22 protein-coding genes are annotated in these 26,914 nt (G+C 60.6%); 6 read left to right on the forward strand and 16 right to left on the reverse strand.

The annotated features are described in order from the left end of the window. Nucleotides 1-86: 86 nt before the first annotated feature. Genes B5G06_RS11680 through larA form a run of 4 tightly spaced genes read right to left on the reverse strand, consistent with a single transcriptional unit; the run spans nt 87 to nt 4,691 of the window. Nucleotides 87-1,091, reverse strand: coding sequence for an electron transfer flavoprotein subunit alpha/FixB family protein (locus B5G06_RS11680; protein ID WP_087189237.1), 1,005 nt, complete (start codon nt 1,089-1,091; stop codon nt 87-89). Between the two features lie 14 nt (nt 1,092-1,105). Beyond that, on the reverse strand, nt 1,106-1,912 hold the full coding sequence (locus B5G06_RS11685) for an electron transfer flavoprotein subunit beta/FixA family protein (RefSeq protein WP_087189238.1): 807 nt from the start codon (nt 1,910-1,912) through the stop codon (nt 1,106-1,108). A gap of 22 nt (nt 1,913-1,934) precedes the next feature. Further along, a complete protein-coding gene (locus B5G06_RS11690) occupies nt 1,935-3,356 on the reverse strand; it encodes an FAD-binding oxidoreductase (RefSeq protein ID WP_087189239.1) in 1,422 nt (473 codons plus the stop codon). A gap of 60 nt (nt 3,357-3,416) precedes the next feature. Next, nucleotides 3,417-4,691: a nickel-dependent lactate racemase gene (gene larA, locus B5G06_RS11695; RefSeq protein ID WP_087189240.1), complete on the reverse strand. Its 1,275-nt coding sequence runs from the start codon at nt 4,689-4,691 to the stop codon at nt 3,417-3,419. A gap of 381 nt (nt 4,692-5,072) precedes the next feature. Here larA and B5G06_RS11700 point away from each other — a divergent pair, with 381 nt between their 5' ends. Continuing rightward, the gene (locus tag B5G06_RS11700; protein WP_087189241.1) at nt 5,073-6,632 is read left to right on the forward strand and encodes an L-lactate permease; all 1,560 of its coding nucleotides are present in this window, start codon (nt 5,073-5,075) and stop codon (nt 6,630-6,632) included. A 52-nt stretch (nt 6,633-6,684) separates the two neighbouring features. Here the strand turns inward: B5G06_RS11700 and B5G06_RS11705 are convergent, their stop codons facing one another. Further along, nucleotides 6,685-7,386 (reverse strand): ATP-binding protein, encoded by a 702-nt coding sequence (locus tag B5G06_RS11705; RefSeq protein ID WP_087189242.1) that lies wholly within the window; start codon nt 7,384-7,386, stop codon nt 6,685-6,687. A gap of 132 nt (nt 7,387-7,518) precedes the next feature. Next, nucleotides 7,519-7,767, reverse strand: coding sequence for an IreB family regulatory phosphoprotein (locus B5G06_RS11710; protein WP_087189243.1), 249 nt, complete (start codon nt 7,765-7,767; stop codon nt 7,519-7,521). Nucleotides 7,768-8,010: 243 nt separating this feature from the next. Here B5G06_RS11710 and B5G06_RS11715 point away from each other — a divergent pair, with 243 nt between their 5' ends. Next, nucleotides 8,011-8,478, forward strand: a complete 468-nt coding sequence (locus B5G06_RS11715; protein ID WP_087189244.1) for an RNA polymerase sigma factor — start codon at nt 8,011-8,013, stop codon at nt 8,476-8,478. Nucleotides 8,479-8,480: 2 nt separating this feature from the next. After that, nucleotides 8,481-9,956, forward strand: a complete 1,476-nt coding sequence (locus tag B5G06_RS11720) for a serpin family protein (protein WP_087189245.1) — start codon at nt 8,481-8,483, stop codon at nt 9,954-9,956. A 41-nt stretch (nt 9,957-9,997) separates the two neighbouring features. Here B5G06_RS11720 and cls read toward each other — a convergent pair whose 3' ends face one another. The 10 genes from cls to B5G06_RS11770 all read right to left on the reverse strand — a co-directional run bounded on the left by cls (nt 9,998) and on the right by B5G06_RS11770 (nt 21,868). Beyond that, nucleotides 9,998-11,542, reverse strand: a complete 1,545-nt coding sequence (cls, locus tag B5G06_RS11725; RefSeq protein ID WP_242955477.1) for a cardiolipin synthase — start codon at nt 11,540-11,542, stop codon at nt 9,998-10,000. 25 nt (nt 11,543-11,567) lie between these two features. Further along, nucleotides 11,568-15,044 carry a DNA polymerase III subunit alpha gene (locus tag B5G06_RS11730; RefSeq protein ID WP_087189246.1) on the reverse strand — a complete coding sequence of 1,159 codons (3,477 nt, stop codon included), beginning with the start codon at nt 15,042-15,044 and terminating at the stop codon, nt 11,568-11,570. A gap of 30 nt (nt 15,045-15,074) precedes the next feature. Next, on the reverse strand, nt 15,075-15,569 hold the full coding sequence (locus B5G06_RS11735; RefSeq protein ID WP_143382744.1) for a hypothetical protein: 495 nt from the start codon (nt 15,567-15,569) through the stop codon (nt 15,075-15,077). Between the two features lie 71 nt (nt 15,570-15,640). After that, nucleotides 15,641-16,534: a DNA-binding protein WhiA gene (whiA, locus tag B5G06_RS11740; protein WP_087189248.1), complete on the reverse strand. Its 894-nt coding sequence runs from the start codon at nt 16,532-16,534 to the stop codon at nt 15,641-15,643. A 12-nt stretch (nt 16,535-16,546) separates the two neighbouring features. Next, nucleotides 16,547-17,563: a gluconeogenesis factor YvcK family protein gene (locus B5G06_RS11745; RefSeq protein WP_087189249.1), complete on the reverse strand. Its 1,017-nt coding sequence runs from the start codon at nt 17,561-17,563 to the stop codon at nt 16,547-16,549. 13 nt (nt 17,564-17,576) lie between these two features. Further along, nucleotides 17,577-18,437 carry an RNase adapter RapZ gene (gene rapZ / locus B5G06_RS11750; protein WP_087189250.1) on the reverse strand — a complete coding sequence of 287 codons (861 nt, stop codon included), beginning with the start codon at nt 18,435-18,437 and terminating at the stop codon, nt 17,577-17,579. A gap of 11 nt (nt 18,438-18,448) precedes the next feature. Then, nucleotides 18,449-19,363: a UDP-N-acetylmuramate dehydrogenase gene (gene murB / locus B5G06_RS11755; RefSeq protein WP_087189251.1), complete on the reverse strand. Its 915-nt coding sequence runs from the start codon at nt 19,361-19,363 to the stop codon at nt 18,449-18,451. A 63-nt stretch (nt 19,364-19,426) separates the two neighbouring features. Next, a complete protein-coding gene (locus B5G06_RS11760; RefSeq protein ID WP_087189252.1) occupies nt 19,427-20,176 on the reverse strand; it encodes a glycoside hydrolase family 25 protein in 750 nt (249 codons plus the stop codon). A gap of 116 nt (nt 20,177-20,292) precedes the next feature. Further along, on the reverse strand, nt 20,293-21,582 hold the full coding sequence (gene brnQ / locus B5G06_RS11765; RefSeq protein WP_087189253.1) for a branched-chain amino acid transport system II carrier protein: 1,290 nt from the start codon (nt 21,580-21,582) through the stop codon (nt 20,293-20,295). A gap of 115 nt (nt 21,583-21,697) precedes the next feature. Then, entirely contained in the window at nt 21,698-21,868 is a 171-nt protein-coding gene (locus B5G06_RS11770; RefSeq protein WP_087189254.1) for a DUF362 domain-containing protein, read from the reverse strand. A 328-nt stretch (nt 21,869-22,196) separates the two neighbouring features. On the opposite strand from B5G06_RS11770, the gene B5G06_RS11775 reads away from it, so the two are divergent. From B5G06_RS11775 to malQ, 3 genes are all read left to right on the forward strand, one after another. Continuing rightward, complete coding sequence (locus tag B5G06_RS11775) at nt 22,197-24,689, forward strand: ATP-dependent Clp protease ATP-binding subunit (RefSeq protein ID WP_087189255.1); 2,493 nt, start codon at nt 22,197-22,199, stop codon at nt 24,687-24,689. Next, entirely contained in the window at nt 24,674-25,189 is a 516-nt protein-coding gene (locus B5G06_RS11780; RefSeq protein ID WP_087189256.1) for a DUF4358 domain-containing protein, read from the forward strand. The genes B5G06_RS11775 and B5G06_RS11780 overlap by 16 nt, the downstream gene beginning before the upstream one ends. Nucleotides 25,190-25,291: 102 nt before the next feature. After that, a complete protein-coding gene (gene malQ, locus B5G06_RS11785; RefSeq protein WP_087189257.1) occupies nt 25,292-26,770 on the forward strand; it encodes a 4-alpha-glucanotransferase in 1,479 nt (492 codons plus the stop codon). The last annotated feature ends 144 nt before the right edge of the window (nt 26,771-26,914 follow it).

The raw sequence follows: 26,914 nt of genomic DNA on the forward strand, positions 1-26,914 counted from the left end.
CGGCCGGCAAGACCGGCAGGGGCGGGGGGACGCCCCTGCCGGTCTTGCCGGCCGTTCCGGCCGCGGCCCAACGGGTCTGACAATACTTAGCCTTTCATCTTCTTGATCTCGGCGGTCAGGGCGGGCAGCACCTCGAAGAGGTTGCCCACGATGCCGTAGTCGGCAACACCGAAAATGGGGGCGTCGGGGTCCTTATTGATGGCCACGATCACATCGGAGGAGCTCATACCAGCCAGATGCTGGATGGCGCCAGAGATGCCGCAGGCGATGTACAGCTTGGGTCCCACGGTCTTGCCGGTCTGGCCAACCTGATGGGAGTGAGAGATCCAGCCGGCATCCACAGCGGCGCGGGAGGCGCCCACGGTGGCGCCCAGGGCCTCAGCCAGCTGGCGGACGGGCTCAAAGCCCTCGGCGCTGCCCACGCCGCGGCCGCCGGCGACGATGATGTCGGCACCCTCCAGGTCAACCAGTTCGCCGGCGGTCTCCTTGATGACCTCCAGGATCTCGGTGCGGATGGACTCGGCGGGGAAGGAGAAGTCCACCTTCACCACCTCGGCCTTGGCCTCGCCGGCCTCAGGCTTCTTGAACACGCCGGGGCGGACGGTGCCCAGCTGGGGCCGGTGATCGGTACACAGGATGGTGGCCATCAGGTTGCCGCCGAAGGCGGGACGGGTCCAGGCCACACAGCCGGTCTCTTCGTCGATAGCCAGGCCGGTGCAGTCGGCGGTCAGGCCGGTCTGCAGGCGGCTGGACAGGCGGGGGCCCATGTCACGGCCATTGGGAGTGGCGCCGATGAGCATAGTAGTGGGACCATAGGTCTCCACCAGGTGATCCAGAGCGGCCACATAGGCGTCAGTGGAATACTGACGGAACTCTTCGCCGTCGATGTAGAGGACCTGATCCGCGCCATAGCAGGCGGCCTCGTCCACTGCGGCCTTCACGCCGCAGCCGATGACCACAGCCACCAGCTTGCCGCCCTGCTTGTCGGCCAGCTCACGGCCGGGGCCCAGCAGCTCGATACCCACATTCTTGGCGGAGCCATCCTCCTTGGTTTCTACAAATACCCAAAGGTCCTTGGTTTTCGCTTCCATGTTGTGCGCCTCCCTTAAATCACATGGGCCTCGCTCAGCAGCGCGAACAGCTTCTGAGCGGACTCTTCGCCGGTCTCTTCCTTGATCACCATGCCGGCCTCCTTGCGGGGGGGCACGAAGGTCTTCTTCACCTTGGTGGGGGAGCCCTTCAGACCGGCCCGGGCGGGATCAATGCTGGTCAGCTCGGCGGAGGTCAGGTTCTCAATGACGGCCTTGCGGGCGGCCATCTTCCGCTTGATGGTGGGGAAGCGGGGGTCAAAGGAGGGCTTGGTGAAGGTGATCAGGCAGGGGGTCTTGACACCGATCAGATAGTTGCCGTCCTCGCCCTCCTTCAGGATGTGCAGAGTACCGTCGGCATTGGTGGCCTCCAGCGCGTAGGTCACCTGGGGGTAGTTCAGCAGCTCAGCCAGCTCGGGACCCACCTGAGCGGTGTCGCCGTCGATGGCCTGCTTGCCGCAGAAGATAGCGTCGAACTTGACGCCCTCCAGCTCCTCCACCTTGGAAATGGCATTATAGAGGATGTAGCTGGTGGCCAGGGTGTCGGAACCGCCGAACATACGGTCGGTGACCAGATAAGCCTTGTCGGCGGCGATGGCCAGAGCCTCACGCAGAGCGGCCTCGGCCTGCTTGGGACCCATGGACAGCACCACGATGTGGGTGTCGGGGTCCTTGTCCTTGATGCGGGCGGCGGCTTCCAGGGCGTAGCCGTCAAAGGGATTGATGATGCTGGGAACGCCGTCCCGGACCAGGGTGTTGGTGACGGGATCGATCTTGATCTCCGTCGTGTCCGGGACCTGCTTGATGCATACCAGAATATTCATAACGAAACTCCTTTCCGAACGATCACAGAGTGCAACACACCTTGCCGGGATTGAGGATCATCTTGGGGTCAAAGACCTTCTTGATGCCCTGCATCAGCGCCATATTCACCGGGCCAACAGCCTCGGCCAGGTATTTGACCTTGCCATAACCGATGCCGTGCTCGCCGGAGATCTGTCCGCCTAGCTCCACAGCCTTCTGATAGATGGCGCTGAGGAACTGATCCACCTGCTTGCGGAACTCGGCCTCGTCCATGGTGTTGGAGCACTCATAGATGTGCAGGTTGCCGTCGCCGGCATGACCGAAGTACTTGACCTCGAAGTCGTAATTGCTCTTGGCCTCGTTGACAAAGGCCACGTAGTTGGCGATCTGATTGACGGGAACCACCACGTCGCACTCGTCCAGCAGCTTGGTCTGCTCCTCGATGCCCTCCAGGAAAGAGGAACGGGCGGCCCAGGCGTCCTTCAGCTTGCCCGGGGTGTCGGCAATGAGCACGTCCAGCGCACCCTCCTCCACCAGCATCTCGGCAGCGCTCTCCACAATGGGATCCAGCTCGTCCATGGAGTCGCCGTCGAAGGTGAGCAGCAGATAGGCGCCCACATCCACGCCGTCAAAGGTGTGGGGGAAGGCCTGCTTGCCCAGATACTCCTCGGAGGAGACCAGGATCTCCTTCTCAAAGAACTCCACAGCCTGGGGCTTGAAGTGATTCATAAAGATCTTGGGCACAGTGGAGATGCAGGCGTCCAGATCCTCGTAGGGGACGATGAGGCTGACGGTGGCCTTGGGGGCGGGGATGAGCTTCAGGGTCAGCTCGGTGATGATGCCCAGGGTGCCCTCGGAGCCCACCATCAGGTTGGTCAGGCTGTAACCGGAGCTGGTCTTGGACACGGTGCTGCCGAAGTGGGTGATCTCACCGGTGGGGAGGACCACGGTCATGGCCCGCACATAGTCACGGGTGGCGCCGTACTTGACAGCCCGCATACCGCCGGCATTGGTGGCCACGTTGCCGCCCAGGGTAGCCATCTTCTCGCCGGGATCGGGGGGATAGAGGCAGCCGTGGGTGAGAGCATCGTCGGCCAGCTGCTGCAGCAGCACGCCGGGCTGGACAGTGACGGCGAAGTTTTCCAGGTCATAGCTCAGGATCTTGTTCATCCGCATGGTGCAGAGTACCACGCCGCCGCACACGGGGGTGCAGCCGCCCACCAGGCCGGTGCCCGCGCCCCGGGTGGTGACGGGGATGTTGTTGTCGTAGCAGATCTTGACGATGCCGGCCACCTCTTCGGTGGTGAGCACGTCGATGGATACTTCGGGCATCTTCACGCCGTAGATGGGCATCTCATCCCGGGCATAGTCGGGATTGACGTCGCCACCTACCACGACGCGGCCGGGTACCACCTGCTCCAGCTGAGCGATGATTTCAGGCGTGACGGGATTGTACGTTGCCATAAGTAGAACCTCCTCCATACATAGTTCAGGCAAAATGTATTAACGAATGGGAAACGGGACTTACTCCCGCACCATGACGGAAATACCATTGGGAATGACCACCAGATGGGCGTCGGCACCCTTGGCCTGACGGGCCCGCTCCAAAGCGGTGTCCACGTCGGGGGCCCATTCCATCTTCATATCCTCGATGGTATGGCGCTGCTCAGGTACGGTGACATAGATTACGCGATGCTTGCACAGCACCCGGGCCAGGATCTGAAACTCCCACTGATCCGGCTTGGTCTGATCCTGCGGCGTGGCCAGGATCTCATCGGTCAGGGCCTGGGGGGAGGAGGCGTCACGCAGGGCATGATAGAAACTGTCCCCGCCGGCCCCGTCCATGCAGGAGCTGACCATAATGAGCACGCCGCCCTCGGCCGCGGCAGCTTCCGCCGCGGTGAGACCCTTGACGCTCTGGTAGATGTTCTGATCCAGGGGGTAGCCGCCGTTGCTGGAGATGACGATATCGCCCCGGCGCTCCGGCTTGACCTGGCAGTAACCCAGCAGGAAGTCACAGCCCTTGCGGTGGGCGGTCTCCGGGTCGCCGGCAAAGGCGGCCACTACCTTCTTGTCCTCGTCAATGATGACGTTTACGATGTAAGCCAGCTTGGCCATACTGGCCGCCGCCAGCATATCGGCGTGGAGGGGGTTGCCGTCCAGCACGCCGGTGCGGGCGCAGGGGGAGGCAATAAACTTGGAGCAGTGGTTGCCCAGAACGGTGACCTGATCGCACACGCCGGGCAGCACGCTCTTGCGGCCGCCGGAGAAGCCGGCGAAGAAGTGAGGCTCAATGAAGCCCTCGGCCACCAGCAGGTCGGTCTCCACTGCCAGCCGGTCAATGACGCAGTCGGCGCCGGAGGGGAGCACACCGATCTTCACGTTGGAGGCGGCGTCCCGGCTGTCGTGAATCACGATGGTCTCATGGTCCACGATGTCCTGCCCCAGCTTGCCAACCAACTCCTCCTTGGTGGTGGGGCGGTGGAAGCCGGTGGCTACCAGCAGAGTGACCTGGATGTCTGGGTTGCCCTGACGCAGCTCAGCCAGCATATGGGGGAGAATGTGCTTGCTGGGTACCGGCCGGGTGTGGTCGCTGATGATGATGGTGCAGGTTTTCTTGCCGGCGGCCAGCTCATGCAGTGGCTTGGAGTCAATGGGCTTGGCCATGGCGGCCAGGACCAGTCCGTCCTCTGTGTCGGAGGCAGTCAGTTCTCCAATGTGGGAAGTGAGTACCTCAGCCCCGGACAGATCCGCGTGCAGCGTCATGCCGGAAGATCCAAAGGGAATGGTGAGTGCCATTCAAAATACCTCCTTGCAGATCGGAATTAAGAATCGAGTGGTACGACCACCTTGTTGACGACAACACTTTACCACAATTTTTGAAAAATGCAATCCCCAGTTTTCATTTTCTCACATATTCCGAAAAAATGGGTTTGAATTTATGCAAAGCGCCAATTTTGAGCTGAAATAAAGAAAGGGAGTGGACAATTTGCTGGTACGAATTTATAATAAGACCAGTCAGTTTATCGAAATATCATTTACTGCGGAAAAGTATGGAAAAATTAAGGAGGGAGAGAAGGGCGAATTTCGGTTTTTGTATTTTGATTGGTAGAACCAATAAAAAGTGGGCCGCCGCCCTGTGTCCGGCGGCGGCAGGAGACAAAGGAGGTCCCGTTTTCAATGCCGTTGTTGATGTCGATCCTTACGCTGCTGCCTATTGTCTGGCTGATAATTGCGCTGGCTGTTCTGAAAATGCCGGGCCATCGCGCCTGTCTCATCGCGCTGCTGCTCACGGCGGTGCTGGCCCTGACCCTGTGGAAGATGCCGCCGGTGGATTGCCTGACCTCCGCCCTGGAGGGCTTTGCCGCGGCCCTGTGGCCCATCATTCTGGTGATCATCGCCGCCATTTTTACTTACAATCTGTCTTTGCGCACCGGCGCTATGGATGTGATCAAGCGGATGCTGTCCAATGTGTCGGGGGACCGGCGGGTCATCATCCTGCTGATCGGCTGGTGCTTCGGCGGATTTCTGGAGGGAATGGCGGGCTTTGGTACCGCCGTGGCCATTCCCGCCGGTATGCTGGCAGGTATGGGTATGGACCCGGTGCTGTCCTGCCTGGTGTGTATGCTGGCCAACGCCTTCCCCACGGCCTTTGGCTCGGTGGGTATTCCCACCACCACGCTGGTCAGTGTGACCGGGCTGGATGCCATCCCGCTGGCCTTTACCACCGTGGTGGAAATGGCTCCCTTCATGATCCTGATGCCCTTCCTGATGGTGATTGCCGGCGGCGGTGGCGTCAAGGCCCTGAAAGGGGTGGTGGGTATCACCCTGGTGGCCGGTCTGTCCTTTGTGGTGCCTGAGCTGGCGGTGTCCTACTTCCTGGGGCCGGAGCTCACGGTAGTGGTGGGCAGCGTGGTGTCCCTGGCCTGCACGCTGGCCATGGCCCGGCTGCGGAAAGGTAAGCCGGTGCCCGCGGAATATCAGATGTCCAGTGGGCAGCCCGCCCAGACGGGGGAGCGGGGGACGATGTCCCCGGTGGTGGCCTTTTTGCCCTTCCTGCTGATCTTTGTGCTGCTGCTGCTTACCTCCAAGCTGGTGCCGCCGGTCAACAGCTTCCTGTCTCAGTTTGCCTCGTCCTTCAAGATCAGCACCGCTGAGACGGCGGGGCTGACCTCCTTCAGTTGGGTCAACACCCCCGGTGTGGTCATCTTTGTGGCGGCCATCATCGGCGGCGTGGTGCAGAAGGCAGGGGCACGGTTGATGTGGGAGACCTTCCTGGCCACCCTGAAGCAGATGAGCCGCACCATTGTTACCATTATGGCGGTATTGGCGGTGGCCAAGATCATGACCTATTCCGGTATGATCTCTGACATGGCAGGGCTGTTTGTCTCCATTACTGGTGTGTTCTATCCCTTTGTTTCCCCCATCATTGCTGCCATTGGTGCCTTTGTTACCGGCAGCGGTACCAACACGGAGGTATTGCTGGGCCGGCTTCAGTCGGAAGCGGCCACAGCCATCGGCGCTTCGCCCTACTGGCTGGCGGCAGCAAACTCTGTGGGTGCCGGTATCGGAAAAATCCTCTCTCCCCAGTGTATTGCCACCGCTGTGGCGGCGGTTGGCCTGGTGGGTCAGGACAGCAAAGTGCTGTCTGCGGTTCTGAAATGGGCCCTCTTCATGCTGGTTCTGGCCTGTATTCTGGTGGGCTGCTTCCAGTGGCTTGCCCCTTATCTGGTTGGCTGAAATCAAATACCCCCGGACCGCTGTTTTCAGCGATTCGGGGGTATTTTGATAGTTACTGTATGGAGCCGTCGGGGGCTACGATGGCAACCCGCAGGGGAATATTCTTTCCGCTGGCGGCCACGGCGTTCTGAACTGCCCGCTGGATACCGCCGCAGCAGGGTACCGTCATGCGGACTACGGTGACACTCTTTACGTCGTTGCCCGCCAGGATGGCAGTCAGTTTCTCAGTATAATCGCCCTCATCCAGCTTGGGACAGCCAATGAGCGTTACCCTGCCCTTGATGAAATCCTGATGGAAGTTACCGTAGGCGTAGGCCGTGCAGTCGGCGGCAATGAGCAGATGACAGCCGTCGAAGTAAGGGGCATTGATGGGTGCCAGCTTGATCTGTACCGGCCACTGACGCAGCTGGCTGGGTACCTGCCCGGCGCAGGGGGAAGGGGAGGCTTCATCACGATGGATGGCCCGGCTCATGCTGCCCGGGCAGCCGCAGGGCAGGGGAGCGGCTGCTTTCTCCTTGGCTGCCTTGGCAGCCAGCACGGCAGCGTGGTCGTAGGCAGGAGCTTCCCGCTCTTCAAACGTGATGGCTCCGGTGGGGCAGGCGGGCAGACAATCGCCCAGCCCGTCACAGTAGTCCTCCCGGGTCAGTTTGGCCTTACCATTTACCATCTCGATGGCGCCCTCGTGGCAGGCGGCGGCGCACAGGCCGCAGCCGTTACACAGGGCCTCGTCAATTTTTATGATCTTGCGTTTCATATGGAACGCCTCCTTGTGTTTGTGTGAGCCAAGCATACCAGAGCTGTGCCCTGTGGTATGTTGCAGCAGCAACACAAACAGAAAAAAAGATGTCTGCGCATAGCGCAGACATCTTTTTCTCGCAATCAAACATCAATCCCTGAGATACTGCTTGACCAGCTCCTGCAACAACTCGTCCCGGTCCAGCTTACGGATGAGGGCCCGGGCGTTGTTATAATTGGTGATATAAGTCGGGTCCTCCGAGAGGATGTACCCCACGATCTGATTGATGGGGTTATATCCCTTCTCCTGAAGGGAGTTGTATACGGAGGTCAGCACCTCTTTGATCTCAGGATCTTTTTCATAACGGATGCTGAATTTGCGAGTGTAATCGGTCTCCATACCTGTCGCACCTCCTAGTTCAATCTGTTTCCCATTGTAGCCGAAAATGCTTGTGCTGTAAAGGGGGAGCGTGAAAATTTATCAATCTTTAAGATGTTGGAAAGGAAAATATCTGGTAGATGCAACCATTGGATGGGTGCTGTGGTATTATGGATACCAGAGGACCGGCGGGGCCTGTGCTTACGGGCATGAGCGCAGGAGGAATCGGCGGCCTCCGGATGCCCGTAAGGGAGGGGAAAGAGCATGACGGACGAACGGAAAGCCAGAGCTCAGGTGGAGCGCTGGGGAGATATGGTGTGGCGGCTGGCCCTGGCCCGCACTCGCCATATCCAGGACAGCGAGGATGTGTTCCAGGAGGTGTTTGCCCGCTTCTTCCGCCATGAGGAGGAGCTGGACAGCGATGAGCACCGGAAGGCCTGGCTGATTCGCTGTACCCTCAACTGTACCAACACCCTGCTGTCCGCCCGCTGGCGGACCCACCTGCCCCTGGAGGAGGCGGTGACAAAGGCCATGGAACCGGCGGATCGCACGGTCTATGAAGCAGTGCTGTCCCTGCCAAAAAAGTACCGGACTGCCATTCACCTGCATTACTATGAGGGGTATTCGGTGGAGGAGATTGCTGCCCTCACCGGAGCCAAGACGGGCACAGTGAAAAGCTGGCTGTCCCGGGGGCGGGACCGGCTGTCTCAAGCGCTGAAAGGAGACAAGTGACCATGATGAATGAATATAAACGGGCCAATGATACCCTCCATCCTACCCATTCCGCTGTGGAGCGGGCGGTGAGGGGGGAGGCTTCCAAGAGAAAAAGAAGGCCGCTGAAAGCACTGGTGCCGGCGGGAGTGGCGGCTGTGGCAGCCGTAGCTCTGCTTATCACCGGTATCCCCGGCACGGACGGCGAGACCGGCGGCGGGCCATTGACAGGCAGCGCCTATGCCATTGCCTTGCCGGAGTACCCTGATCTGCCCAAGCACCCAGCTGAACCCCTGGGGGGCAGCGACGCGGAGTGGGAGCAATTCAATGCAGACCTGGATGTCTATCTGGACGCCTGGGAGGCCTACCAGGACGAGACCGCCAGCCTGCGTGACACCCCTGAGCTGACTGCTGCCCTGGCAGACTATACCGGCACCAGCGCTGCTCTGGCTCTGGCAGGGGAGGGCAACCGGGTCTATTCTCCCGTATCCCTGTGGTTTGCTCTGGCCATGCTGAGCGAGACTACGGACGGAGAAACTCAGCAGCAGATACTGGATGCTTTAGGGGCTTCCGATGTGAATCAGCTGCGGGAGTGGGCCGACATCCTGTGGCACACCCTCTACCTGGATGACGGCACCGCCGCCACGCTGCTGGGCACCTCCATCTGGCTCAGCGAGAAGTTAGACTTCCACCAGGACACCCTGGAGCGGCTGGCGGAGTACTATTATGCCGGCTCCTTCCGGGTCCCCATGGGTACCGACGAGGCGGACAGAGCCATCACGGAGTGGGTATCGGAGCAGACAAAGGGGCTCATCGGCTCCGACGGCAAGGTGTTGACCACCAGGGCCGAGACTCTGGCGGTGCTGGCCTCCACCCTGTACTTCCAGGCCCGGTGGAGTGACGAGTTTGATCCCAGCCTCACGGCGGAGGATGGGTTCACCGCTGCGGACGGCAGCGAGACGACGGTGGACTTCATGCACAAGACCCAGACTGCCGGCTTCCTCCGCCAGAACGGCTATCAGGCGGCCAGCCTGGGCACCACCGGCGGCACGATGACCTTTGTCCTCCCTGACGAGGGGGTCACCCCCGCCGAATTGCTGGCCGACCCGGATTTTTTGACGGAACTCACCGATTCTGAGAGTAAGATCTACGGCGAGGTCCAGTGGTCGGTGCCCAAGTTCGATGTCAGTTCCGATCTGGATTTGATTCCTGCCCTGACAGGTATGGGGATCACCGACGTGCTGTACAGGGGGACCGCCGACTTCACCCCCCTCGTCGACCTCACTCCGGTGTGGCTGGAAGAGGCCAGACAGATCGCCCGGGTGAAGGTGGACGAGGAGGGGGTGGAGGCCGCCGCCGTCACCCTGCTGGCTGCCGACGCCGAGGAGGCCATCGTGGAGGACCCCGCCATCTGCGTCATGGATCTGGACCGGCCCTTCCTGTTCGTGATCCGGGACGGGGATGCCGTCCTTTTTGTGGGCGTGGTGGAGCAGGTATAAGCACAGCCCCCGCGGCAAGATGCCGCGGGGGCTGTGTTCGTTTATACCAGGGGAGCCAGCACACGCAGGATGGATCGGAACAGCCGCCGGGGCCAGGACCGCTCCAGGCACTGCTCCAGGGTGACTTTTTGGCTGGCCAGCTGGGTGGCCAGAAAGTCGGCCTTGATGTCCAGGACTGTGGGGTCTTGGTAGAGGAGCACCGCGTCCTCAAAGTGGAGGAACATACTGCGATAGTCCATGTTGATGGTACCTACAACTCCGCACACGTCGTCGGACACCAGATTTTTGGCGTGGACAAAGCCGGGGGTGTACTCAAAGATCTGTACTCCAGCCTCCAGCAGAGGCTGGTAATGGGATCGGGTCAGCTCAAATACCAGCTTTTTGTCCGGGATATGGGGGGTGATGATGCGTACATCCACTCCGGATTTGGCGGCATTGCACAGGGCGGTATTGACGCTGTCGCTGACGATGAGGTAGGGAGTCATAATATAGACGTACCGCTTGGCCTTGGAGATCAGGTTCAGATATACTGTCTCACCCACCGGCTCGTTGTCCAGGGGATTGTCGGCGTAGGGCTGTACAAAGCAATCTTTTCCCAGAACAGCCTCGGGAGGCAGGGCGGTGGGCCGCAGGGCAGCATAGTCCACCTTGATCTCCCGGATATATTCCCACATGGTGAGGAACATCACCGTCATGCTCCAGGCTGCTTCTCCTTTTACCAGGATGGCGCTGTCCTTCCAGTGACCGAAGCGGGGTTTCTGGTTGATATACTCGTCGGCCAGGTTGATGCCGCCGGTGAAAGCAGTGTGTCCGTCGATGATGCACAGCTTCCGGTGGTCCCGGTTGTTCATGCGGATGGAAATGACCGGCTTGAACCGGTTGAAGAAGCAGCAGGGGATACCGGTCTCCTGCTCAAATTTTTCGGCGTAATTGGCGGGCAGGGTGCCAAGGGAACCCACGTCGTCATAGATCACCCGTACGTCCACGCCGGCAGCGTGCTTTTCCTTCAAAACTTCCACGATGGAGTCCCAGAACACACCGGGGGCCAGGATGAAATACTCCAAAAAGATATAATGTTTGGCCTTTTTCAATTCCTCCAGCATGGCGGGGAAGGCGTCGTCTCCCAGCGGGAAGTACCGTGTCCAGGTATTGGTATACACCGGGCAGCGGGCATATTGCTCCAGATAGCGGGCCTGATTTACCGCGTCACGGCCCAGCACCGCCAGCTTCTGAGCCTTGTAGTCCCCCTCCAGCTGCTCCAGCATGGTACGGTCCATACCCTGCATCTTCCGGCGCATCCGGGCAGACAGCTTGTTGCCGCCGCACAGCAGATAGACCAGCCAGCCAAACATGGGGAAGAGCAGGATGGGGATGATCCAGGCGATCTTATACCCCGGATCGGTCTGCCTGCGGACAATGACCAGTACAGCCAGCAGAGAGAGTACCACACAGGCCCAGTATACGTAGACATAGTAACTCCAGGCCCATATCATGGGCACCAGAAGCACGGTGGCCTGCAAAATGATGAGCACAGCCACGATCACCGAGCGCTGAAAGAGAAAGGAAGATAGCTTTTTGATGTTCACGGGGTTACTCCTTGCCGCATGATGGTTACTTCACGACCACATTTTCTCCGCCCAGCAGCTCCTTCAGTTCTTCGACGAGGGCTGGATGGATCACGCAGGGGGTGGACAGCAGCTTGCCGGTATCGGCACAGCGGATCACCAGCTGCTCCGTGCCGGGGAACATGGTGAGCACCAGTTTGATCCGGCGCCAGCGGGAGTCCTCCAGGCTGGGGATACGGATGTATAGCTTTTTGATCTTCAAAGTGGGCTGGTCCGGCTCCTCGTAACCGTCCCGCAGGTGGTCCAAAGGCTGTACCCGGTCACACATGAGCTGGGGGGCCTTTTCATCCCGGACGGAGATGCGACCCTCGGCCAGCAGCGGCACATTTTCCTTCAGATAGGGGCCGCACTCGCCCAAGGCGCGGGCAAAGACCAGCATCTCCATGGAGCCGGTGTCGTCCTCCAGGGTGACATAGGCCATCAGAGTGTTGTTGCGGGTGGTGCGGGTACGGGAAGCAGACACCACACCGGCAATGGTCACCCGCTGCTCGTCCCGGAAGGTGGTGGGCCCGCCCTCCTGAGCGAAGTCGGAGAGAATGGCGCCGATGGAGGCCGCCTTCCGCTTTTTCACCAGGTCCCGGTACTCATCCATGGGGTGGCCGGACAGGTACAGGCCGGTGGTCTCCTTCTCCATGGTCATCAGTTCCCGGCGGGAGAACTCGGGGATGTTTTTCAGGTTGAGCTGGGGGGCGGACTGGGGCTCGTCCCCGCCGCCGCCGAAGAGGTCAAACTGTCCCTCCAGATTTTTGCGCTTGTTCTGAGCGATGGAGTCCACCAGAGACTCATAGGCGTCCAGCAGCTGGGAGCGGAAGATTCCCATACTGTCAAAAGCGCCGCACTTGATGAGACTCTCCAGCACCCGCTTGTTCAGGTCAGAGTCGAACATCCGCTGACAGAAGTCGGGGAAGGAGGTGAACGCCCCCTTCTTTCGTTCTGTCAGTACGTCATTGATAAAGCCCCGGCCCACGCCCTTGACGGCCACCAGGCCGAAGCGGATGTGGTCGCCGGATACGGTGAAGTCGGCCCCGGACTCGTTGATGTCCGGGGGGAGGAGAGGAATGCCGCAGTCCTTGCATTCGGCGATGTACTCCGCCACCTTTTCGCTGGAGTCCAGCACCGAGGTGAGGAGGGCGGCCATGTATTCCTTGGTATAGTGGCACTTGAACCAGGCGGTGTGGTAGGCCACAATGGCGTAGCTCACCGCGTGGGCCTTGTTGAAGGCGTACTGGGCAAAGGCCTCGATCTCGTCATAGATGTCCTCGGCGGTCTGCTGGGGGATGCCGTTTGCCATACAACCGGCAATGTTCCGCTCGGGGTCGCCGTGGACAAAGGTGTGCCGCTCCTTCTCAATCTGGGCCTTCTTCTTTTTGGAGATGGCCCGGCGCACCATGTCAGCCTGGCCCATGGTGTAGCCCGCCAGACGGCGGAAGATCTCAATGACCTGCTCCTGATACACGATGCAGCCGTAGGTCACCGACAGGATGGGCTCCAGGGCGGGGTGCTTGTACTTCACCTTGTCCGGGTTGTGCTTGCAGGCGATGAACCGGGGAATGGAGTCCATAGGGCCGGGACGGTAGAGGGCGATGATAGCGGTGATGTCCTCGATGTTGTGGGGTTTCAGGCCCACGCACACCCCGGTCATGCCCGCCGACTCCATCTGGAACACGCCGGAGGTCTTGCCGTCGGACAGCATCTGGAATACCTCAGGGTCGTTATCAGGGATGTCGGCCAGAGAGAAGCCGGGACGCTTCTGGGCCACCAGCTTCACCGTGTCGTCCAGGATGGTCAGGTTCCGCAGGCCCAGGAAATCCATTTTCAGGAGGCCAAGCTCCTCCAGGGTGGTCATGACGTACTGGGTGACCACCGACTCGTCGTTTTTGGCCAGGGGCACATAGTCCATCACCGGGCGGCGAGTGATAACCACGCCGGCGGCGTGGGTGGAGGCGTGGCGGGGCATTCCCTCAATGGCCTTGGCGGTGTCAATGAGCTCCTTTACCCGCCTATCTCCGTCGTAGAGGTCCTTCAGGGGCTTGGACAGCTGGAGGGCCTGGTCCAGGGTGATGTGGAGGGCGCCGGGGCCGCTGGGTACCTGTTTGGCCACCGCATCCACGTCAGCGTAGGGAATGTTCAGGGCCCGGCCCACGTCCCGGATGGCCCCTCGGGCGGCCATGGTACCGAAGGTGACGATCTGAGCCACGTGGTCCTCGCCGTACTTGCGCTGGACGTACTCAATGACTTCCTGCCGCCGGCGGATGCAGAAGTCGATATCGATATCGGGCATGGTGACACGCTCGGGGTTAAGGAATCGCTCAAAGTAGAGGGAGTACTTCATGGGGTCCACATCGGTGATGTTCATGCAGTAGGCCACCATGGAGCCTGCCGCCGAACCACGGCCGGGGCCCACCGGGATGCCCTGGCTTTTAGCATACCCAATAAAGTCGGACACAATCAGGAAGTAGTCCACAAAGCCCATCTGGCGAATGACGCCCATCTCGTAGGCCAGACGGTCCTGGTACCCCTCGGGATTGTCAGGATAGCGGCGGGCGTACCCCTCCCGGCACAGCTTCTCAAAATAGGCGTCCCCATCGGTGTAGCCCTGGGGCAGCTTGAATTCCGGCAGGTGATAGGTGCCGAACTGGAAGTCCATGTTGCATAGGTCGGCGATCTTCAGGGTGTTTTCCACTGCCTCCGGGTAGTCGGGGAAGAGGGCGGCCATCTCCTCAGTGGATTTCACATAGAGCTCGCTGGTCTCCATTTTCAGGCGGTTGGGGTCGTCCACCGTCTTGCCCATCTGGATGCACATGAGGGTATCCTGCATCTGGGCGTCCTCCCGGCGGAGGTAGTGGGCGTCATTGGTCACCACCAGGGGGATGCCGGTCTCCTGGTGGATGCGGATGAGCCCCTGGTTGATGGCGGGGTCATTGGGCAGGTTGTGGTCCTGAAGTTCCAGGTAGTAGCCGTCCTCCCCAAAGAGCTCCCGCATTTCCAGGGCAATGGCCTTAGCGCCCTCGTAGTCCCCCGCCAGGATGCGCCGGGGCACCTCGCCGGACTGGCAGGCCGACAGGGCGATAAGTCCGCCGCAATGCTGGCGAAGCAGCTCCTTGTCGATGCGGGGACGGATGTAAAAGCCCTCAGTGAAGGCACAGGAGTCCAGATAGCACAGGTTGCGGTAGCCCTCCTCGTTGCGGCAGAGGAGGATCAGATGGTACATGGAAGCATCCAGCTCGTGGACCCGGTCAGTGCGGCCACGAGGAGCCACATAGACCTCACAGCCGATGATGGGCTTGATTCCCTCCGCCTTGCAGGCCTTGTAGAAGTCCACCACGCCGTACATGACCCCGTGGTCGGTGATGGCCACGGCGGGCTGTCCCAGCTCCTTCACCCGCTTGACCAGCAGGGGGATGCGGCAGGCGCCGTCCAGCAGGGAAAACTCGGTATGGACGTGCAGGTGGACAAAGGACATAGGGATACCTCCTTGAGATGGTAGCGGCGTTCAGCGGGGGATTGTCGTATGCTGACAGAGCGTTTGGGTCAGATAGTCCCGCAGGATCTTGCGGTTGGCCTGCTCCTTCATGTTGACATTGGAACTGAGCAGAATCAGGAAGCTGGCAAAATAGCAGCCCAGCATAGGGATCATAGTTCCCCAGAAATCTCCGTATAGGGGGAGAAAGAATAATTCAAATAATGAGAAGTGCCGCTGGCCAGAGCCACCGCCACCGGGCAGGTATAACAGCAGCAAGAGGAGTATTAGGGATAAAGGAATGGCAAATAAGAAGCAATGAAACAGGGAGAGGCCGAAATAGCCACGCATAATGGCGCTGCCATCCTTTCTGGACAGGATACGGCCTTTCCATTTGACGAAGTTCTCTTTGCCCTCAGCGTCTTTTTTGGTAAGGGTTATCTTGGCCTTCCAGTTGCACATCTTTACATCCAGACGACTGCCGTCAGGCAATATAGTCCAGTTCAGGGACATCAGCAGGCGGTACAACTGCTCCTGAGACAGAGAAGTGACAAAGCGTGCCATAGCCTTCGCTCCTTTCTGTGCAGCGGAACCAATGACTATCGGTTGGCCAGTTCTACCAGTTTGCGCAGACGGTGATTGAATGCAGATTTGCTAACCGGCGGATCGCACAGCTCGGCCAGCTGGGACAGGGTGAGCTCCGGATGGGCCATCCGCAGGTCCACTGCCTCCTTAAGCTTGTCCGGCAGATTTTCCAGCATACCCCGCTCCTCCAGCTTATAGATGGCCTCGATCTGGCCCTGGGCGGCATCCACCGCCTTGTCCAGGTTAGCGGCGTCGCAGTTGACCCGGCGGTTGATGCTGCCCCGCAGGTCTTTCTCCGCCTTGGCGTTCATCAGATCCATGGCCGCCAAGGGGGACCCCATGGCGGTAAGAAAATCCTCAATGGCGTTGCTCTGCTTGAAGTAGGTGATGGCGTTGGCCTTGCGGCGGCTTTCTTTGGGGGAGAAACCCATCTCCAGCAGCAGGGCGTGGAGCTCCCGGCTCACCGACAGATGGGAGGTGGCCAGTTCCAGATGATAGCGCTTGGCCGGGTCGGTCACCGAGCCGCCCGCCAGAAAGGCGCCCCGCAGAAAGGCGGTACGGCAGTGATCTTCCTCCAGAACAGCGTAATTGATGTGGTGAACCAGCGCCTCCGCCGGATCATGTCCAAAAACGGACCAGAGGGCGGACAGCTTGTCCGGAGCGGTGATGGAAAAGATGCGCTTGCCCGCCCCCTCTGCGGGCAGGCGGTCAAAGCGCACCTGAAAAGCCTTTTGAAACAGTTGGGGCAGCCGGTCGGCAAACTCCGGCGACTCGGTGGTGATGCGGACCTCGGTGGGGGTGGACAGGGAGCAGTAGAGCAGTACCCCGTAGGCCTCCGCCTGGGCGCAGCACTTCCGGTTGAGGGGGGCGCGGCACAGCTCCGCCTTGACCTGAGTGGAAAAGGACATGATACGCCCTCCTTACAGAATCCGGGTGGAGGCCCGCTCCTGATACAGATCCATCACCGCGGCGGACAGCCGGGCAAAGGAGTGGCGGGCATAATCCAGGGTTTCAGAGGCCAAAGGACGGGTGACCAGCTCCACCCCCAAGGCTTCAATGGCCTCTTTGTCCACGACGATGGGAGTGGCGTCCTCCTCCTTATACCGCTCCAGCAGGCCGGGACGTACCGGGGCGGAATTGCACAAACAGATATCAATAAGGCAGGGACCGGAGTGGCGCAGCAGGGCCTTCACATGGTCGGAGGCGGTCATGCCCTCGGTCTCGCCGTCCTGAGTCATAATATTGCAGATATAGATCTTCAGGGCCTTGGAGGCGCATACCGCCTCGGAAATGCCGTCCACCAGCAGATTGGGAATGACGCTGGTATACAGGGAGCCGGGCCCCAGCAGGATCAAATCGGCCTCCTGGATGGCACGGATGGCCTCGGGCAAGGCTTTGGGGTGCTCGGGCAGCAGGCGCACACCCTGGATGCGGCAGTCCTGGGCCTTTTTAAAGTCGCTGATCTTGGATTCGCCCTGGACTCTGGTGCCATTCTCAAAGGTGGCCTCCAATACCACGTCGGCGTTGGTCACAGGCAGTACCCGGCCGGTGATGGCCAGAACCTGGCTCATTTTGGATACCGCCTCGTCAAAGGAGCCGGAAATGCCGTTGAGGGCGGCCAGGATCAGATTGCCGAAGGACTGGCCGGTCAGGTTGCCGGAGCCCTGGGGGAAGCGGTAGGTGAGCAGCTGCTGCATCAAAGGCTCGGCATTGGCCAGAGCCTCCATGCAGTGGCGTATGTCTCCCGGAGGGGGCATCCCCAGATCCTGCCGCAGCATACCGGAGCTGCCGCCATCGTCGGCAACGGTGACGATGGCGGTCAGATTCTTGGTGTGGTTTTTCAGACCGCGGAGCATGGTGGACAGACCGGTGCCGCCGCCGATGGCGACGACCTTGGGCCCCTGGGCCCAGCGGCGCTCATAAAAGGACTGATACACGGCGGCTCCTCCTTTATGCCCGGGTCATGTCCCGGTGATTTTCGGTGGCCTGATAGCCCTTCTGCTTGATGTACTCGGCCAGCGCGTGGGTAATGGCGACCGAGCGGTGCTGTCCGCCGGTACAGCCCACGGCGATAACCAGGGCGGCTTTACCCTCCGCCACATAGAGGGGGAGGAGGAAACCAATGAGATTCTCCAGATAGTTCATAAATTCGGTGGTCTGGCGATAGCCGAACACAAAGTCGTACACGCCGTCGTCCAGTCCGGTCTGGTGACGCAGCTCGGCAATGTAATAGGGATTGGGCAGAAAGCGTACGTCAAACACTAGATCGGCCTCGATGGGGATACCGTACTTGAAGCCGAAGGAGATGACGCTGACGCTCATCTCGGGGGTATCGCCACCGTGACCGAAGAGGCGCAGCACCTCCCCGCGTAGCTTGGCGGTGGAGAGAGCGGAGGTGTCGATGATGTATTCCGCCCGCTGGCGGACAGGGGAGAGGACGGTGCGCTCCAGCCTGACGGCCTCGTCCAGGGAGTGGGCGGAGCTGGCCAGGGGGTGGCTGCGCCGGGTCTCCTTGTACCGCTTGATGATGGCCTCCACGCTGGCCTCCACAAAGAGGATCTTATACTCGCACCCCATCTCCTGGAGGGCGTCCAGGGCGGAGAACAGCCCGTCAAAGGTCTGACCGCCCCGGATGTCGGTGACCAGAGCTACCCGGTCATACCGGGAGGGATTTGCCATACACAGCTCGGCAAATTTGGGGATCAGGGGGGCGGGCATATTGTCGACCACATAAAAGCCGATATCCTCCAGGAAGGAGGCGGTTTTACTCTTGCCTGCGCCGGACAGGCCGGAAATAATAATAAAATCCATAGGAACTCACCTCAAAAACCCAAAAACTTCACTTCTGGTTCCAAAGCAATGCCGGTCTCGCGGAGTACGGTGTTCTGGATCAGCTCCATCAGCCGGCGTACATCGTCGGCGGTGGCCCCACCGCGGTTGACGACAAAGCCGGCGTGCTTTTCCGACACCTGGGCGCCCCCTACGCCCACGCCTTTCAGGCCGCACTGCTCAATGAGAGCGGCGGCAAAGTGGCCCTCGGGGCGTTTGAAGGTGCTGCCCGCGCTGGGCAGGTCCAGGGGCTGTTTGGAACGGCGCTTTTGGGCCAACTCGTCCATTTTGGCTTTGATTGCAGCGGGGTCTCCGGGGGTGAGGGCAAACTCGGCCTCCAGAATGAGCCATTCCGGATGGTCGGTAAACAGGCTGTGCCGGTAGGTGAGAGCGCACTCCTCCACAGGCAGAGTGACCTCATCTCCAGCCTCGTTGAGGAAGGTGACGGAGGTCAGAACCTGAACCAGCTCGCCGCCGTAGGCGCCGGCGTTCATGGTGACGCCGCCTCCCAGGGTGCCGGGGATGCCGTGGGCAAACTCCAGGCCGGTCAGTTCTCTGCCCAGGGCCGCCATGGCCAGCCGGGCCAGGGGAATACCGCTCTCCGCCTGCAGACGGTGGTTTACCTCCTGCACATCATCCAGTCCAGCGGTTTTCAAGACAAAACCGTCATATCCCTGATCGGACACCAGCAGATTGCTGCCGTTACCCAGAAAGAAAGGGGAGATGTCCAGTTCTCTGGCCGCCTGGACCGCGGCAATGGCCTCCTTCCGGCATCTGGGCAGGGCGATCAGCCGGGCGGGACCGCCGATGCGGAAGGTGGTATAGGACGACATAGGCTCCTGCTCCCGCAGTTCCAGCTGAGGGACACGGCGGCGCAGTTCCTGAATCAGAGTATCAAAACGGTCCATAGGGGCCTCCTTACAGTTTTGCATACTGGTATTATATCAAAAAGAGGGGGAAATTAGAAGTTCTTATCCCAGGCCAAAGGCATCAAACTCCGCTTGGCTGCCCCGGAATACGTTCAGATCAATAAGGGGCTGAGCGCCGGTGTAGCCCTCCAGTTTTGCGGAGTGGGAGTACTGCCAAAAGTGCCACCGGGGCACCAGCGGGAACACCGTGGGACTGGAGCACCACACCGGATAATCCGCATATTTGGCGTCGGTGAGATAGCTGTAGTAGGAGCGGTAGGTTACATAGAGAATGGGCTTGACTCCATAGTGCTCCTCCAGCCGTGCCAGCAGAGGGTCCAGAATGCTCTGGACCTGGGCTTTCTCCGGCGGATTCTCCAGGTATTCGCCGTAAAATTCAATATCCACCACCGGAGGCAATGCCCCATCGGTGACCGGGACCATGGAAATAAAGTTGTCAGCCTGGGTCTCCCCGGGGCTGTCATAGCTGAGGAAGTGGTAGGCGCCGGGCCGGACTCCGGCCTCCAGGGAGCCCTTCCAGTTGGAGGCAAACTGCTTGTCCTGAAGGAGGGAACCTTCCGTAGCCTTGATAAAGGCAAAATCTACCCCCTGGCTGGCCAGGACGTGCCAGTCCACCGTCCCCTGATAGGAGGATACGTCCACACCGAATACTTCCCACTGGTCCGGGTTGGATTCGTGGGAGTACAGGATCAGCCCGCGCCAGCGCAGGAAGAAAAAGCCCAGCAGAAGGATTGCTCCCACCAGAAGAAGGATCAATATCGTGCGCCGCAGAATGCGGAAAACTCGTCTCAAAAAGCATCACCAAACAGGATAGGGATTCAATAGACAATATGATACCCGTATGCGTGGGAAAAGGCAAGCAAAAACCAACGGGATACCGCGTTGGCGGTATCCCGTTTGGGGGAAGACTACTGCTTTTTAGGGGACAGAAGCAAACCAAGCAGGATGCCCACAACAGCGGGGAGTACCCAGCCCAGCCCCATGGAAGCCAGAGGCACATAGTTCAGGAAGGAGAGGGGGAGGCCAATGCCCTGGAGGGCATAGAGCAGGCTGGCCACGCCGGTAAACAAAATGGCCACCGGATAGACCAGCCGCTCTCCTTCCAGCCAGCGCTGGAAGAAGGATAGGGCAATGAGCACGATAGCCATGGGGTAGAGTACCCCCAGCACGGGGGCGGAAACGGAAATGATCTGGGCCAGACCGGCATTGGAGATCATCATGCTGACCACGGCGAACAGAATTGCCCAGCCCCGGTAGCTGAGACGGGGGAAGAGCTTGTGGAAGAACTCGCCGCAGGAACTGATCAGACCGACGCACACATTGAAGCAGGCGATGATGAAGATGGCGGCCAGCAGGGCGTTACCCAGAGGACCGAACAGCAGACCTACCACATTGGTGAGAGCGGCAGCGCCGTCAGTGGGGTTGGGGACTGCGCCGCCGGACAGAGCGCCAATGTGCGCCAGCATGGCATAGACCACCAGCAGCATGGCCCCGGCAATGAAGCCGGAGCGGATGGTGCCCTTGACCACAGCTTTGTCCTCCCTGACTCCTCTGGCCTGGATATTCACCGCGATCACAATACCAAAGGCCAGCGCGGCAATGGTGTCCATGGTCTGGTAGCCCTCCAGAAAGCCCTTGACCACCGGGTGGGTCACATAGTCGCCGGAGGCGGCTCCATAGCCGGACAGGGGGTTGACCAGGCAGCCGGCAAAGGTGACCACGATGAGGAGCACCAGGATGGGGCAGAGGATCTTGCCCAGCCGGTCGGTGAGCTTTTCCGGCCGCAGGGCAATGACCAGAGCGGCGGCAAAGAACACCAGAGAGTAGATCAGCCGGAAGAGGGACAGAGGAGCATCCGGTCCGGCAAATGGGGGCACCGCCATCTCAAAGGAGGTGGTGGCGGTACGGGGAATGGCCAGGCAGGGACCGATAGCCAGATAGGCGGCGATGGTAAAGACCTTGGAAAAGAGAGGATGGACCCGACTGCACAGGGTATCCAGACCACCGGCGCGGGCCACTGCCACCACGCCCAGCACCGGCAGGCCAACAGCGCTGATGGCCAGGCCCAGAAATGCGGGCCAAGTGGCGGTTCCGGCCTGGGCGGCAATGCCGGGCGGGAAGATCAGATTGCCTGCTCCGAAAAACATGGAGAACAGCGTGAGGCCCACCAGAAGCAGGCTTTTGCCCTTAAGCTGCATAATATCCTCTCTTTCTGCGGGAAAGGGCCTTACCGGCCCCAATGTGGATTTGGTATGGAAGTAAAAACAGCGGCATACCAGTGGTATGCCGCTGTTTTCTTACGTAGTGCGTCAATTAGCCCTGGGAAATAGCACCCGTGGGGCAGGTGTCGGCACAAGTACCGCAATCGATGCAGGAACCGGCGTCGATCACGTAGTGGTCATCGCCCTGAGCGATAGCACCGACGGGGCAAGCGCCCTCGCAAGCGCCACAGCTCACGCAAGCGTCGCTGATGACATAGGCCATTGGATACACCTCCAAACTTCAAAGCTAACGATATTGTATCATAACTTTTCAAAATTGCAATGCTAAAATGTGTGTACCATGGGTATATTTTTTTCTGGCGGGAAAAATGATAACTGCGATGCGCAGCCGGAAGGGAGCGATCCGATGGACAGAACATCGAGGTTCCGCATGGAAGCGGCAGGGGATCTGACCCCTGAGCTGAACGGGGCTCCGTGCAGCGGGGCCCATCCGCATAGAACAAAGGAAAAGGGGCGTGGCACAAGGTATGAAGCCCGTCAAGAAAAAACGCAGGCTCTTCCCCTGGAGGAAGGGATGGCGAAGCGCCGGCATGAATGAGACCCGGTTTACCCAGCGGGCCCAGGCCGCGCTTCGGCTGGCTCAGGAGAGCGCGGCGGAGCTGGGCCATGGCTATGTGGGCAGCGAGCACCTGCTGCTGGGGCTGGCTGGGGAGGGCCGTGGCGTGGCCTCCAAGGTGCTTTTGGCCGCCGGCCTGGAGCCGGAGAAGCTGAAAAAGACCGTGGCCCAGCTGGTGGGGGTGGGTACGCCGGGCGCTGCCCCCTCCCAGGGACTGACCCCCCGGTGCAAGAAGATCATTGAACTCTCCCTCACCGAGGCGGTGCGGCTGGGCCACCAGTATGTGGGCACGGAGCACCTGCTGCTGGGTATCCTACGGGAGGGGGACGGTGTGGCGGTCCGGGTGCTGGACGCCGCTGGGGTGGAGCCCCGCCGTCTGCGGGGCGACCTGTCCGCCGCCATGGGAGGGGAGGCGCCGCCGCCTCCCTCCTTTCGGGGCAGCGGCAAGCCCCGTACCGAGCGGGATTATCCCGGCGAGTCCAAGGTGCTGGAGCAGTTTGCACGGGACCTGACCCGGTTGGCGGCTGGCGGTCAGCTGGACCCGGTGGTGGGGCGGGACAAGGAGATCCGGCGGGTGATCCAGATCCTGTCCCGGCGGCAGAAGAACAACCCTGCCCTCATCGGCGAACCTGGCGTGGGCAAGACGGCGGTGGCCGAAGGCCTGGCCCGAATGATGGTGGCCGGAGAGGTACCGGAGGAGCTGCAGCGCAAGCGGCTCATCTCTCTGGACCTGTCCGCCATGGTGGCGGGGACCAAGTACCGGGGCGAGTTTGAGGAACGGGTCAAGAACGTCATGTCCGAGGTGCGCCGGGTGGGGGATGTGATCCTCTTCATTGACGAGCTCCATAATATTGTAGGGGCAGGCTCCGCCGAGGGGGCCATCGACGCGGCCAATATCATCAAGCCTGCTCTGGGCCGGGGAGAGATCCAGGTTATCGGCGCCACAACCACCGAGGAGTACCGCAAATATATTGAAAAAGATGCGGCCCTGGAGCGGCGGTTTCAGCCGGTACTGGTGGGAGAGCCTGATCAGAAGACGGCGGAGGCCATCCTCTTTGGCCTGCGGGATCGGTATGAGGCCCACCACCGCATCACCATCAGCGATGGGGCGATCACCGCTGCTGTGGCCCTGTCCAGTCGGTATATCGGGGATCGCCGCCTGCCTGACAAGGCCATCGATCTCATGGATGAGGCGGCGGCCCGGGTGCGGCTGGACCGGCTGGCGGCCCCTCCCGATCTGCGGGAACTGGAGAGCAAGGTGGCCCGGGCCAGAGGGGAAAAGGAGGAGGCCATCCGCAGCCAGGACTTTGAGAAGGCCGCCATGCTCCGGGACGCGGAGGAGGATTTCCGCCGGGAGCTGGACCAGCAGAAGGCCCTGTGGCGGGCAGGCCAGAATACCGGCGCCGTGACCGCCGAGGATGTAGCGGCGGTGGTATCGGGGTGGACCGGCATCCCGGTCACCACCCTGACCCAGGCCGAGAGCGATCGCCTGCTCAAGCTGGAGGAGGACCTCCACCGCCGGGTGGTGGGACAGGAGGAAGCCGTCAAGGCGGTGGCCCGGGCGGTGCGCCGGGGCCGGGTGGGCTTGAAGGAGCCGGAGCGGCCCACTGGCTGCTTCCTGTTCCTGGGTCCCACCGGCGTGGGTAAGACGGAACTGAGCCGTGCCTTGGCGGGGGCCCTCTTTGGCAGCGAGGAAGCCCTGTTTCGATTTGATATGTCGGAGTATATGGAAAAGCACGCCATCTCCCGGCTCATCGGCTCCCCGCCGGGCTATGTAGGCCATGAGGAGGGAGGACAGCTCACCGAGAAGGTGCGGCGGCGGCCCTACTGCGTGGTACTCTTTGATGAGATCGAGAAGGCTCACCCTGACGTGTGGGGCATTCTGCTCCAGATCATGGAGGACGGTGTGGTCACCGACTCCCAGGGCCGCAAAGCCGACTTCCGCAACGCGGTGGTGGTGCTTACCTCCAACGTAGGTGCGGCCAAGATTACCGCAAAGGGCAGCAAACTGGGCTTTTCCGCTGCCGAGCACCGGGACGGGGAGACCCGCACCCCGGAGGAATTGCGCAGTGCGGTGCTGGAGGATTTGAAAAAGGTATTTCGACCGGAATTTCTCAACCGTCTGGACGAGACCATCGTCTTTACCCAGCTGGGCCGCAGCGAAATCAAAGCCATTGCCTGCCGACTGCTGTCCCGGGTGAGGGAGCGGCTCAAAGCCCTTGGGGTGACGCTCACCTGGACTGACGGGGCACTGGAGGTGCTGGCCAGGCTGGGATTCGACCCTGACTATGGGGCACGGCCCCTTCGCCGGGCCATCCGTACCCAAATAGAGGACCCGGCAGCCGAACTGCTGCTGGGCGGCAAGGTTGGCCGGGGAGATACCCTGGTGGTGGATCAGACCGGTAAAAGTCTGACCCTGCACAGACAGGAAGCAGAAAAGGAGAAAGAACCATGCGAAAACAACTGATGATCCCTCTGGCGCTTCTGATGCTCGTCATGGCGAGCTGCGGAGACAAACAGGAAGAGAAAAAAGACCTGACGGCGGAGGAACGGACCGTGCTCTATCAATCCGCCATTGAAAACGCCAGGGATGCGGAAATGAACGAGGCGGTGCCTGCCATAACCTCGGAAGAGGCGGATCTGGCTCCCGCCATCTTTGGCCTGATTGGTGTGACGGAGGAGGATATGCAGGCCTATGCCATTGCCATCTCTCCCGTCAATGTCAAGGCCTATGGCATTGCGGCCATTCTGCCCGCCGAGGGCCGGGAGGCCGTGGTGGTGGATGGATTGCAGGCCTTTATTGACCGACAGAAGAGCAATTTCCAGACCTACCTGGCCGATCAGTATGCTATCGCGGAAAAAGCCAGGCTGGAAACCCTGGAGGACGGCACAGTGCTGATGGTTATGTGTGAGGATTCCGACCAGGTGCTGGACACCATTAAAACGGCCATAGAGGCCGGTACCTGATCAGAGGGCAACCCTTGAAAGCCGCGGCTTTCAAGGGTTGCGGCTTTTTCGGGGATGTAATATAATAGGAACGTCCGTAATCAATGAAGTGGAGGCCTGTTTATGCAAGCAAGAGCCAGCGGGATCCTGCTTCCCGTATTCTCCCTGCCGGGGCCTTACGGCATCGGCACGCTGGGCAAGCCGGCCCGGCAGTTTATCGACTTTTTGGCGGCTGGAGGTCAGAAATTCTGGCAGATCCTGCCTCTGGTACCGCCGGGCGGGGGTAATTCCCCCTATATGTCCCCCTCGTCCTTTGCCGGAAACCCCCTGTTTCTGGATCTGGATGAGCTGGCGGAGGAGGGACTGCTGACCCAGGATGAACTGCGGTCTGCCTGCCGGGACAATCCGGACCGGGTGGATTATGCCTGGCTTCACGAGACGCGGCTGCCTCTGCTGCGGAAGGCGTTTGAGCGGGGACGTGCAAAGTATGCCGCTCAGCTCAAGGAATTTGAAGAACAGGAGGGGGACTGGCTGCCCGATTACGCCCTCTTTTTGGCGCTGAGGGAGCACTTCGGCGGCAAGGAACTGGCTGACTGGCCTGACGAAGTTCGACTGCGTCAACCCAAGGCCATGGAGCAGTACCGGGTGGAACTGGCGGAGGAGTGCGCCTTCCAGGTTTTCCTGCAATATCTGTTCTTCCGCCAGTGGAAGGCGGTTAAGACCTACGCCAACTCCAAGGGTGTTTCCATCATCGGGGATCTGCCCATCTATGTCTCTCCCGACAGCGCCGAGGTATGGGGCAATCCGGAACTTTTCCAGCTGAAAAAGGATATGCGCCCCTCCGGCGTGGCCGGTGTGCCGCCGGATGCCTTCTCTGACAAGGGCCAGCATTGGGGCAACCCTCTGTACGACTGGGATTATCACAAAAAGACCGATTTTGCCTGGTGGAAACGCCGGGGCGCCCATATGGCCCGGTTGTACGACGTGGTACGTATCGACCATTTCCGGGCCTTCCATACTTACTGGTCCATCCCCGTGGGAGCCAAGGATGCCCGGGAGGGCCACTGGGAGAAGGGGCCGGGCAACGACTTGTTGGACGTGCTGAAAAACGTACCCGGCCTGGCCCTCATCGCTGAGGATCTGGGGGACCTGGACGCCGACGCCCTGGCCTACATCGCCCAGAGCGGCCTGCCTGGCATGAAGGTGCTGGTCTATGCCTTCGACCCGGTGGGGGAGAGCGCCTATCTGCCCCACAACTGCCCCCGGGACGCGGTGATGTATACCGGCACCCACGACACTCCCACCTTTGTCCAGTGGCTCTTTACCGAGGCTAACCCGGACGAGCGGCAGTATGCCTTCGACTACCTGCGGCTGCGGGAGGATGAGGGCTTCGGCTGGGGTGCTGTGTGCGGGGCCTGGATGTCTCCGTGCCGGCTGGCCATCGCTCCTTTCCAGGACCTGCTGGGCCTGGGTGGGGACGCCCGGGTCAACGCCCCCGGCACTCTGGGGGATCAGAACTGGTCCTGGCGGGTGCGCGCCGATGCCCTTAATCCAACGGTATCTGGAAAGCTGGCCGGGATCACCCGTACTTATCGGAGATAAACGAAATCCCGCCCCGCCGCATACGTGAACTGCACCCCATTTGTTAGACAGTATGATATACTGGATAACAAGTGGGGTGTTTTATTATGCCAAAAGGGAAAGCAAACAAGCGCTACACACCGGAATTCAAGCAAATGGTAGTAG

Source organism: Flavonifractor sp. An52 (assembly GCF_002159385.1).
In the GTDB taxonomy this organism is placed as follows: Bacteria; Bacillota; Clostridia; order Oscillospirales; family Oscillospiraceae; genus Flavonifractor; species Flavonifractor avicola.

Bases quoted from the DNA above. Each gene is read 5' to 3' on its own strand.
- B5G06_RS11680 (WP_087189237.1), bottom strand. From the start codon at position 1,091: ATGGAAGCGAAAACCAAGGACCTTTGGGTATTTGTAGAAACCAAGGAG.
- B5G06_RS11685 (WP_087189238.1), bottom strand. From the start codon at position 1,912: ATGAATATTCTGGTATGCATCAAGCAGGTCCCGGACACGACGGAGATC.
- B5G06_RS11690 (WP_087189239.1), bottom strand. From the start codon at position 3,356: ATGGCAACGTACAATCCCGTCACGCCTGAAATCATCGCTCAGCTGGAG.
- larA (WP_087189240.1), bottom strand. From the start codon at position 4,691: ATGGCACTCACCATTCCCTTTGGATCTTCCGGCATGACGCTGCACGCG.
- B5G06_RS11700 (WP_087189241.1), top strand. From the start codon at position 5,073: ATGCCGTTGTTGATGTCGATCCTTACGCTGCTGCCTATTGTCTGGCTG.
- B5G06_RS11705 (WP_087189242.1), bottom strand. From the start codon at position 7,386: ATGAAACGCAAGATCATAAAAATTGACGAGGCCCTGTGTAACGGCTGC.
- B5G06_RS11710 (WP_087189243.1), bottom strand. From the start codon at position 7,767: ATGGAGACCGATTACACTCGCAAATTCAGCATCCGTTATGAAAAAGAT.
- B5G06_RS11715 (WP_087189244.1), top strand. From the start codon at position 8,011: ATGACGGACGAACGGAAAGCCAGAGCTCAGGTGGAGCGCTGGGGAGAT.
- B5G06_RS11720 (WP_087189245.1), top strand. From the start codon at position 8,481: ATGATGAATGAATATAAACGGGCCAATGATACCCTCCATCCTACCCAT.
- B5G06_RS11730 (WP_087189246.1), bottom strand. From the start codon at position 15,044: ATGTCCTTTGTCCACCTGCACGTCCATACCGAGTTTTCCCTGCTGGAC.
- whiA (WP_087189248.1), bottom strand. From the start codon at position 16,534: ATGTCCTTTTCCACTCAGGTCAAGGCGGAGCTGTGCCGCGCCCCCCTC.
- rapZ (WP_087189250.1), bottom strand. From the start codon at position 18,437: ATGGATTTTATTATTATTTCCGGCCTGTCCGGCGCAGGCAAGAGTAAA.
- murB (WP_087189251.1), bottom strand. From the start codon at position 19,363: ATGGACCGTTTTGATACTCTGATTCAGGAACTGCGCCGCCGTGTCCCT.
- brnQ (WP_087189253.1), bottom strand. From the start codon at position 21,582: ATGCAGCTTAAGGGCAAAAGCCTGCTTCTGGTGGGCCTCACGCTGTTC.
- B5G06_RS11770 (WP_087189254.1), bottom strand. From the start codon at position 21,868: ATGGCCTATGTCATCAGCGACGCTTGCGTGAGCTGTGGCGCTTGCGAG.
- B5G06_RS11775 (WP_087189255.1), top strand. From the start codon at position 22,197: ATGAATGAGACCCGGTTTACCCAGCGGGCCCAGGCCGCGCTTCGGCTG.
- B5G06_RS11780 (WP_087189256.1), top strand. From the start codon at position 24,674: ATGCGAAAACAACTGATGATCCCTCTGGCGCTTCTGATGCTCGTCATG.
- malQ (WP_087189257.1), top strand. From the start codon at position 25,292: ATGCAAGCAAGAGCCAGCGGGATCCTGCTTCCCGTATTCTCCCTGCCG.